The sequence below is a fragment of the Leclercia sp. M50 genome, from assembly GCF_037150775.1.
Taxonomy (GTDB): domain Bacteria; phylum Pseudomonadota; class Gammaproteobacteria; order Enterobacterales; family Enterobacteriaceae; genus Enterobacter.
Genome location: NZ_JBBCPK010000124.1, coordinates 1 through 9421 on the forward strand (window position 1 = coordinate 1; position 9421 = coordinate 9421).

Genomic DNA, 9421 nt, shown 5'->3' on the forward strand with positions numbered 1-9421 from the left:
TTGCTATTTGCATTAAAAATCAGGGCCTGGCTTTTTAACTGAAACGATTATGACTTCAATGACCCTCAATTTACCTCGCCGCTTTCCCTGGCCGACGCTGTTGTCCGTCGGAATTCACGGAGCCGTGGTGGCGGGTCTGCTTTACACATCGGTACATCAGGTTATTGAAATGCCAGCGCCCGCGCAGCCGATTTCGGTGACCATGGTAACGCCTGCGGAGCTGGAGCCCGTACAGGTCGCGCCTCCACCGGAGCCTGTTGCAGAGCCCGAACCCGAGCCGGAACCAGAACCTGAAGTTGTTCCTGAGCCGCCAAAAGAAGCGCCTGTGGTGATCCACAAACCGGAGCCCAAGCCAAAACCGAAGCCGAAACCGAAGCCGGTGAAAAAGGTGGAAGAGCGTCCGAAGCGTCAAGAGCGCCCGGTTGAGCCACGTACCACGCAGCCCGTTGAGCGCGCAGCCCCGGCTCGCCCGGTCATGAACTCCGCGCCAGTTACCGCTAAGCCGGTTCCGGCGGCGCCGCCGGGTCCACGTGCGTTGAGCCGTAACCAGCCGCAATATCCGTCGCGCGCGCAGGCTCTGCGTATTGAAGGGCGTGTGCGGGTGAAATTTGACGTCACCGCCGACGGACGTGTGGATAATGTCCAGATCCTCTCCGCGCAGCCGTCAAACATGTTCGAGCGTGATGTGAAAAACGCGATGCGTAAATGGCGCTACGAAGCCGGTAAGCCAGGCAGTGGACTCATCGTCAATATTGTTTTCCGCCTCAACGGCGGGGCACAGATGGAATAATGAAAAAAGCCTCCCAACTGGGAGGCTTTTTTTATGCCTGCGGTAATGCGCGCGGTTTACCTTCGCTATCCACCGCCACGTAAATAAAGAGCGCTTCGGTGGCCTTATAGCGCTGGCCGATAGGTTCCGAAGAAACCTTCTTCACCCACACTTCGATATTGATCGACACCGAGGTATTTCCCCGCTTTACGCAACGCGCGTAACAGCAGACCACATCACCCACCGCGACAGGCCGCAGAAAGGTCATACCATCAACCCGGACCGTCACCACGCGGCCATGGGCAATCTCTTTAGCGAGGATCGCCCCGCCCATATCCATCTGCGACATTAACCAGCCGCCAAAAATATCGCCGTTCGCATTGGTGTCGGCGGGCATTGCAAGTGTGCGTAAAACCAGTTCGCCCTGCGGGGCGTTCGTTGTTGTCATTATGAACTCTACTTATTACGGAGGACTTCAGGCGGGATGCTACTATGATTTGCTGCCGGAGAGAACAGAAGAAAAACGCCAGGCTTATCAAGCCTGGCGGAAGGATTACTGCTTGTCGTCCTGCGGCATGGGGCGATAGATATAGATGCCGCTCAGGAGGGTGAAAATCAGCGTTAAGGCGGTCAGACCAAAGACTTTAAAGTTGACCCAGATATTCTGCGGCAGCCAGAAAGCGATATAGATATTCGCCAGACCACAGAGAATAAAGAACACCGCCCAGGCGATATTCAGGCGCGACCAGACCGCCTGCGGCAGCGCCAGCTCTTTACCCAGCATGCGCTGGATAAGCGGCTTTTTCATCACCCACTGGCTGAACAGCAGGGCACCGGCAAACAGCACGTAAATGACGGTCACTTTCCATTTGATGAACTCATCGTTGTGGAAAAAGACGGTCAGCCCGCCGAAGACGGCCACCAGCACAAAGGTGATCAGGGCCATTTTTTCAACCTTGCGGTAGCGCACCCAGCTGTAAATCAGCACGACTGCGGTGGCGACGATCAGGGCAGTGGTCGCGGCGTAAATGTCATACAGCTTATAAAAAGCAAAAAAGACAACCAGGGGTAAAAAATCAAGAAACTGCTTCATTCTTCGATTCCATCTATCAGCGATGGCCTGTACGTTCTGAACAGGCCGTCAGAAAAATTACTGGCGAATTAACGTGTACAGGCGGAACAAATAAACGAGCAAGACAGCGGAGATGAGGTTGCTCAGGGTATTTGCCACAACAGCACCGACGTTAGGCGTCAGAACGGCAAGATTGGGTGCAAACAGCAGCAGCAGAGTTTTCGCCAGCAGCCAGCTCATTACCGCTGGCGCGACCAGACGCATATTAGACCATGCAAGCCGGATACTGCTACGCATGGCGACAAAAATGCCCATGCGGTCCTGCACCACCATGACGGGGGCGAAGGCGAGCACAATCGCCAACAGCACGCCCGGTACCACAACCAGCATAATCCCTAATTGCACCAGCATGGTGGTTAAAAAGATCAGAATAAACAGCCTGGGCAGCAGCGGCGCGCTGGCACCTATCGCCCGCAGCGCGCTGACGCGCTGCCCGGCAGAGACCAGCTGGATCATCAGCAGCACGCCGCCAGCCAGAATGGCATTGCCGATAAGACCGGAAAAGGTCGAGGCCGCAGAAGCCCGCAACAGGATCTGCTGCTGTTCCGGGGTCATGTTCTGCACCATCTCAAACAGACCAACGCTGCTGGCGATTTGATCGCCTTCGCTCAGGCTGGCAATTTGCTCCTCACTCGGCGAAAAAGCATGACCAAGTACCACCGTGATAAATGCGCACAACAAGGCGATCAGTAAAAAGGTAACGAACTGATTGCGGAAAAAATTCCCCGTGTCACGGTAGACAGACTTCGCCGTGATAGACATGCACTCTCCTTGAGTATTGCAGGTGTTAATTAGCGGGCAATTGTACCCTGGATAAGTGTACGGTGGCAGTATCAAGCCTTGTATGGAAAAGCATATCTTTGTAAAGCGCCCGTAATGCGTCGCTGCCATTTTGCGCGGTTGTGGGCAAGCGGGGCGTTTTGTGTCCGAAATGGCAAAATTGATCCAGACCCTGCCTACCAATTTTTGCCAGTTGTGAAAAAAATTAATTTAGATCAATGAATGTTAAATCACTGAATTTAGTGTGATCAATGCAAGATCACTTATTAATCATTTGTAGGTATATTGCGTTCCTGAATAAAACCATAACGAGGGAATGGATATGAAAAAAGCAGCGGTGGCAGCACTGATTCTGAGTACGCTTTCCGGCGGCGCAATGGCTCACGAAGCAGGTGAGTTCTTTTTCCGTCTCGGGACGGCGACGGTGCGTCCAACGGAAGGCTCGGACAATGTTCTGGGTCTGGGCGGTTTTAACGTCAGTAACAATACCCAGGCGGGGATGACCTTTACCTGGATGGCGACCGACAACGTCGGCGTTGAACTGCTGGCGGCCACGCCGTTTCGCCATAAAGTCGGTACGGGCCCAACCGGGGATATCGCCACGGTTCACCATCTGCCGCCGACCCTGATGGCCCAGTGGTATTTCGGTGATGCAGGCAGCAAGGTTCGCCCCTACGTTGGCGCCGGGGTCAACTACACCACCTTCTTTGATGAGAAGTTTAACGACACCGGTAAAGCGGCTGGCCTTTCCGATCTGAGCCTGAAAGATTCATGGGGTATGGCGGGGCAGGTGGGGCTGGATTACCTTATCAACCGCGACTGGCTGATTAATATGTCGGTCTGGTACATGGATATCGACACCGAGGTGCGCTTTAAGGCGGGGGATCAGCAGCAAAATATCAATACCCGTCTGGATCCGTGGGTGTTTATGTTCTCGGCGGGATACCGCTTCTGAAAATAAGAAGGCCCCGAGGGGCCTTTTTTTATTTACGCCCTAACAGCAGGCCAAGAACAATACCCACCGCACCCGCGGCGATCAGGCCGGTAAGAGGGTTATTTTTTACTGCGTCGGTAACATCAGTAACAACGTCGCTTGCCTGTGCAGCATATTTGCGCCCGGCACCCTTCAGCTGATGTTTTGGCGAATCAACGGCCTCGCCAAACTGCTGCTGCGCAGCGCCGGCGAATTCATCCAGTTTGTTCTTCGCTTTTTCACCTGCATATTGTGCATCATTATCAAGATTTTGGTCTGACATAACGTTCTCCTTTTGTAGTCAATGTTAAGCATAGACTCAACAGGGATATCCTGGAGAAAATGGGATTAATACTTAAGAAAGAGTGGCCTGGCGCCACCCTCTTATTACTTCTGGATGAGATAGCGGATGGTCGGCCCATCCTGTTGAATATCCAGTACCGTATAGCCGTGGTTTCTGGCGTCCAGGGGAATATTGTTGATGGATTGAGGGCAGTCGCTCACCACCTCCAGGATCTCGCCCTTTTTCAGTTGCGGCATCGCCTCAAGCGTGGCAACCGCCGGGTACGGGCAAGGTTCACCCAGCATATCGAGGCGGTAGTCGGGAACGATCGCTTTCATGCGGCTTCCTCACGAATGTCAGTTTTCATGGCAGCGCGGCGGAAGAAGCGTTTCTCCTGCGCCAGCACCAGCAAAAAGGCGACCAGCAGCAAAATGTAGGTCACCAGCAATCCACCCAGCGGGCCAAAGGTGTTGAGAAGATTAACCTTGTCCCAGTTGGTCGCCAGCGCGGGGGATAAATCATCCCACCAGTAAGCCAGCAGGGTCGAGCCAATCACATTACCCAGACCAACCCACCAGTAGTGCACCTGGCCTTCCACCGCGCGGTACATCCACCCGGTCTCGCAGCCGCCCGCCAGCACAATCCCAAAGCCAAACAGTAGCCCGCCGATAACGGCGTTTGGCCCGGCCCACATGATTTTAGGCGCGACACCCAGCTGGACGTAGCTGAAGATCCCGATGGCGCTCACCGCCATCCCGGCGATTATCGCCTTCGCCATCATGGTGCGTCCGGTGATCCACATATCGCGAAACGCGGAGGTAAAGCAGATCTGTGCCCGCTCGATCAGCAGACCAAAGCCGACACCGAACAGCATCGCCAGCCCGAGCTTCGGCTGGTTCAGCGCGGTACAGAGCGCCCAGGCCAGCATGCCGAAGAAGACCAGCATACCGAGACGAAAGCGACGACGGGCCTGATCCGGCTTCTGCGTTAACGGCGAGGCGGCGCTCACTTTTTGCATTTTGACCGGAATACGGAACAGGGGCAGCAGGGTAAAGCGCGCGCCGAAGTACGAGCCGACGGCGGTGGCGAGAGCAAAAAACCAGGCGTGGAGGGAGAACTGCGGGATCCCGGTGAAGAAAGCCGCAAGGTTACAGCCCATCGCCAGCCGTGCGCCAAACCCGGCGATGATACCGCCAACCACCGCCTGGGCGATGCGGATCCGGCTGTGCGGCATGCGCAGCTTGACGTTGTTTGCCCAGAGTGCGGCAGCAAAACAGCCGCCGAACATACCGATGATCATCATGCCGTCGATACGTGTGAGTGGGGAGCCATCAAGATGAATGAGTTTGAAGTAACCCCACGCTTCGGTGTGAACGCCCGCCAGTTGCAGCAACTGCCCGCCCCAGCGGGTAAATTCACCCGTAACCGCCCAGAAGGTGCCGGTGATACCAAAATAGTAGGTGGAGAGGATCCCGGCAGCGATAACGGCAGGAACAGGTGACCAGAACTTAATTAAATAAGTCTGCTTAAAGTATTGCCATGACATAGTTAAGCCTCTGAACTCAGAAGGTTTAAGGAGGAAGTGTTATAAAACGTGAGGATGATACGCCGGGAATCGCGTTTGAAAAGGATTAACTGCGTTAAAGATCGAAGGGATCAATTTATGCGTAAAGCCGCCTGGTAAAAAACCAGACGGCGACTCTTTTACTGCGGACGGGTGGCGGCTTTCATGGCGCTGACAAAGGCCTTCAGTTCGCTCAACATCTGTTCAGGCTTATCGACATTGTTCTCGATAATTTTGACGATCGCCGAGCCGGAAATCGCCCCGGCCGCCCCGGCACCCAGCGCCGCGGTCACCTGCTCAGGCGCTGAAATACCAAAGCCCTGCAGCGGCGGTGCGGCATTGTACTCCGTCAGTTTTTCCACCAGATGGTGCAGCGGCAGGGCGGCTTTGTTCTCCGCACCGGTAACGCCGGCGCGCGACAGCAGATAGGTATAGCCGCGACCGTGGGAGGCGATCTGGCGCAGCAGGCTATCATCGGCATTCGGTGGGCAGATAAAGATCGGCGCAACGTTGTGACGCATCGCCGCCTGGCGGAACGGGGCAGACTCCTCGACCGGGACATCGGCGACCAGCACCGAATCCACGCCCACGCGCGCGCACTCGGCGTAGAACTCGTCAATGCCGCGGTTAAAGACCAGGTTAGCGTACATCAGCAGGCCGATGGGCATCGCCGGGTATTTCTGACGGACGGTTGCCAGCATCTCGAAGCACTGGGTCGGGGTCACGCCTGCGGCAAAGGCGCGCAGGGTGGCACTCTGAATGGTCGGGCCATCGGCCAACGGATCGGAGAAGGGGATGCCCAGCTCCAGCGCGTCGGCGCCCGCTTCAACCAGGGCGTCGATGATTTTCAGCGACTGCTCCGGAGAGGGGTCGCCCAGCGTGACGAAGGGAACAAACGCGCCTTCCTTGCGGGCCTTAAGTTCAGCAAACACGTTATCGTAACGTTCCATCAGATTTCCCCTCGTGCTTTCAGAATATCGTGAACGGTGAAGATGTCTTTATCACCGCGACCGGAAAGGTTGACCACCAGCAGCTGCTCTTTTTCCGGGTTCTCTTTGATCATTTTCAGGGCATGGGCCAGGGCGTGGGAAGACTCCAGCGCCGGGATAATCCCCTCCTTACGGCACAGGGTCTTGAACGCTTCCAGCGCTTCGTCATCGGTAATTGAGACGTACTCGGCGCGACCGATGCTGTTCAGGTGAGCGTTCTGCGGCCCCACGGACGGGAAGTCCAGCCCGGCAGAGATGGAGTACGACTCTTCAATCTGGCCTTCGTCGGTCTGCATCATCGGCGCTTTCATGCCGAAGTAGATGCCCACGCGGCCATGCTTCAGTGGCGCACCGTGCTCGCCGGTTTCAATCCCGTGACCAGCAGGTTCAACGCCGATCAGCCCCACACGGGTATCGTCGATGAAGTCAGCAAACATGCCGATGGCGTTAGAGCCACCGCCCACGCAGGCGATCACCGCATCCGGCAGGCGCCCCTCTTTTTCGAGGATCTGCGCTTTGGTCTCTTCGCCGATCATGCGCTGGAATTCACGCACGATGGTCGGGAACGGGTGCGGGCCCGCGGCGGTACCGAGCATATAGTGGGCGTTTTCATAGTTACCGGACCAGTCGCGCAGCGCCTCGTTACAGGCATCTTTCAGGGTGGCCGAGCCACTGTGCACCGGGATCACTTCCGCGCCCATCAGACGCATACGGAAGACGTTCGGCGACTGACGCTCAACGTCTTTTGCCCCCATGTAGATGCGGCATTTCAGGCCGAGCAGGGCGCTGGCCAGCGCCGAAGCCACGCCGTGCTGACCGGCCCCGGTTTCGGCAATGATTTCGGTTTTACCCATCCGTTTTGCCAGCAGCGCCTGACCCAGCACCTGGTTGGTTTTATGCGCGCCGCCGTGGAGCAGATCTTCACGCTTCAGATACAGGGTGGTGTTCGTCCCCTCCGTCAGGTTGCGGCATTTGGTCAGAGCCGTCGGACGTCCGGCATAGTTTTTCAGCAGATCGGTGAACTCAGCCTGGAAGAGCGGATCTTTTTGCGCACTCACGAACGCCTCTTCAAGCTGGCGCAGGGCGGGCATCAGGATTTGCGGTACATACATGCCGCCAAACTCACCAAAATAGGGATTTAATAATGTGGTCATCTTCTCTTCCTTAGTATGCACGCAGCGTTTTGAACACCGAAGCCAGTTTGCTGGCATCTTTTATGCCCGGCTGCGACTCAACGCCTGAATTAAAATCGAGACCTGCGCAGCCCGCTTTGGCGGCCTCAACGCAGTTATCGGGGCTTAAACCCCCGGCGAGCAGGACGTTATCCAGCTTCTCGCCCTGGAGCAGCGACCAGTCAAAACGCTGCCCGGTCCCGCCCTGGCCATTATCCAGAACATACTTATCAACATGCTGCAGCGCGCGCGGCGGCAGGGTGTCGGTCACGCTCATCGCTTTCCAGATTTGCACTTGCGGTTTAAGCCTTTCACGCAGGGCATCGATATACGCCTGATCTTCGCTGCCGTGCAGCTGGACGGCGGCCAGGGAAAGCGACTCTGCCGTGGCAGCCACCTGTTCGATGGCACCATTACGGAAGACGCCCACATACTGTAACGGGGCGGCGGCGATCACCTCGCGCGCCTGCGCCTCGGTCACGTTGCGCGGGGAGGTTTCAACGAAGATCAGCCCGCCGTAAATGGCGCCCGCTTCATAAGCCGCGGCGGCATCCTGTGGACGCGTCAGGCCGCAGACCTTATTCTCCCCCAGCAGCACGCGACGTACCGCGGCGCTGAGATCGTCCTGCTCCATCATCGCCGACCCAATCAGGAAGCCGTTGGCGAAGTGGCTCAGCTCGCGAACCTGGGCATAACTGTTGATGCCGGACTCGCTAATCACCGTTACGCCTGCGCCCAGACGCGGCGCCAGTTGGCGGGTGCGGTTCAGGTCGATGGAGAGATCGCGCAGGTCGCGGTTATTGATCCCGACCACTTTTGCCTCGAGGGCGATAGCGCGCTCCAGCTCCTCTTCGTTGCTCACTTCTGTCAGCACACCCATGTTCAGGCTGTGCGCGACCGCAGCAAGCTGGCGGTACTGTTCATCGTCCAGGACCGAGAGCATCAGCAGGCAGGCGTCGGCCTGATAAAAACGCGCCAGCCAGATTTGATACGGGTCGATGATAAAGTCTTTGCACAAAATCGGCTGCGGCGCGATGCCGCTGACGATGGGCAGAAAATCAAAACTTCCCTGAAAATATTTCTCATCGGTCAGCACCGAAATAGCCGAAGCGTGGTGCTTATAGATGGCGGCGATCTTCGCCGGGTCGAAATCGTCGCGGATCACCCCTTTCGACGGGGAGGCCTTTTTGCACTCCAGGATAAATGCGGTGCGCGCGCCCCGCAGGGCATCATAAAAACGACGGCTGCTCGGTACCACGTCATTCTGGAAACTGGCGAGCGGCTGCTGCTGTTTCCGCGCTTCAACCCAGATGGCCTTATCGGCAACGATTTTCGCTAATACGGTCTGCATTGTTTACCCTCTTGCCGCAAGTGCGGTCACTCGGTCGTAGGCTGCGCCGGAGCGCAGCACATCAATCACTTTTTGCGCGTTGACCTGTAAATCCTCTTCGCCGTGCAGACGCATCAGCATGGCGACGTTAGCAGCGACAGCGGCCTCATGCGCTGGTTCACCTTTACCTTGTAACAGGCGGGTCAGAATGTCACGGTTTTCTTCCGGGGTGCCGCCCGCAAGTTGTTCCTGGTGATACGGGGTTAAACCAAAGTCTGCTGCGTCAAGCTGATAGTTTTTGATTTCACCGTTGTGCAGTTCGGCCACCAGCGTTGGCGCATGGAGCGAGACTTCGTCCATCCCGCCGCTGTGAACCACCGCCGCACGCTGATAACCGAGCACCCGCAGGGTTTCGGCGATCGGCAGCAC

Annotated in this window: 11 protein-coding genes and 2 pseudogenes; 2 read left to right on the forward strand and 11 right to left on the reverse strand. The window is 56.7% G+C overall.

Features of this window, described 5'->3' with window-relative positions; all coding sequences use genetic code 11:
* Positions 1-58 precede the first annotated feature (58 nt).
* Positions 59-790, forward strand: coding sequence for a TonB system transport protein TonB (gene tonB / locus WFM46_RS20895; protein ID WP_336998434.1), 732 nt, complete (start codon positions 59-61; stop codon positions 788-790).
* 31 nt (positions 791-821) lie between these two features.
* Here the strand turns inward: tonB and yciA are convergent, their stop codons facing one another.
* From yciA to WFM46_RS20915, 4 genes and pseudogenes are all read right to left on the reverse strand, one after another.
* Positions 822-1217: an acyl-CoA thioester hydrolase YciA gene (gene yciA / locus WFM46_RS20900; protein ID WP_103179910.1), complete on the reverse strand. Its 396-nt coding sequence runs from the start codon at positions 1215-1217 to the stop codon at positions 822-824.
* 105 nt (positions 1218-1322) lie between these two features.
* Entirely contained in the window at positions 1323-1862 is a 540-nt protein-coding gene (locus tag WFM46_RS20905; RefSeq protein WP_336998430.1) for a septation protein A, read from the reverse strand.
* Positions 1863-1919: 57 nt separating this feature from the next.
* Positions 1920-2663, reverse strand: coding sequence for a YciC family protein (locus WFM46_RS20910; RefSeq protein WP_180210508.1), 744 nt, complete (start codon positions 2661-2663; stop codon positions 1920-1922).
* Between the two features lie 25 nt (positions 2664-2688).
* Positions 2689-2778: pseudogene (locus WFM46_RS20915) on the reverse strand (YkgJ family cysteine cluster protein); the annotation flags it as partial.
* A gap of 225 nt (positions 2779-3003) precedes the next feature.
* Here WFM46_RS20915 and ompW point away from each other — a divergent pair.
* Positions 3004-3636: an outer membrane protein OmpW gene (gene ompW / locus WFM46_RS20920; RefSeq protein WP_103179907.1), complete on the forward strand. Its 633-nt coding sequence runs from the start codon at positions 3004-3006 to the stop codon at positions 3634-3636.
* 28 nt (positions 3637-3664) lie between these two features.
* On the opposite strand, the gene WFM46_RS20925 is transcribed toward ompW, so the two are convergent.
* The 7 genes and pseudogenes from WFM46_RS20925 to WFM46_RS20955 all read right to left on the reverse strand — a co-directional run.
* The gene (locus WFM46_RS20925; RefSeq protein WP_103179906.1) at positions 3665-3937 is read right to left on the reverse strand and encodes a DUF883 family protein; all 273 of its coding nucleotides are present in this window, start codon (positions 3935-3937) and stop codon (positions 3665-3667) included.
* A gap of 104 nt (positions 3938-4041) precedes the next feature.
* Positions 4042-4275: a sulfurtransferase-like selenium metabolism protein YedF gene (gene yedF / locus WFM46_RS20930; protein ID WP_103179905.1), complete on the reverse strand. Its 234-nt coding sequence runs from the start codon at positions 4273-4275 to the stop codon at positions 4042-4044.
* Entirely contained in the window at positions 4272-5483 is a 1212-nt protein-coding gene (yedE, locus tag WFM46_RS20935) for a selenium metabolism membrane protein YedE/FdhT (protein ID WP_103179904.1), read from the reverse strand. The genes yedF and yedE overlap by 4 nt, the downstream gene beginning before the upstream one ends.
* A gap of 158 nt (positions 5484-5641) precedes the next feature.
* On the reverse strand, positions 5642-6451 hold the full coding sequence (gene trpA, locus WFM46_RS20940) for a tryptophan synthase subunit alpha (protein ID WP_336998431.1): 810 nt from the start codon (positions 6449-6451) through the stop codon (positions 5642-5644).
* Positions 6451-7644 carry a tryptophan synthase subunit beta gene (gene trpB / locus WFM46_RS20945; protein WP_336998432.1) on the reverse strand — a complete coding sequence of 398 codons (1194 nt, stop codon included), beginning with the start codon at positions 7642-7644 and terminating at the stop codon, positions 6451-6453. Before trpB ends, trpA begins: the two co-directional genes overlap by 1 nt.
* Positions 7645-7654: 10 nt before the next feature.
* A complete protein-coding gene (trpCF, locus tag WFM46_RS20950; RefSeq protein WP_336998433.1) occupies positions 7655-9013 on the reverse strand; it encodes a bifunctional indole-3-glycerol-phosphate synthase TrpC/phosphoribosylanthranilate isomerase TrpF in 1359 nt (452 codons plus the stop codon).
* Positions 9014-9016: 3 nt separating this feature from the next.
* Positions 9017-9421: pseudogene (locus WFM46_RS20955) on the reverse strand (bifunctional glutamine amidotransferase/anthranilate phosphoribosyltransferase); the annotation flags it as partial.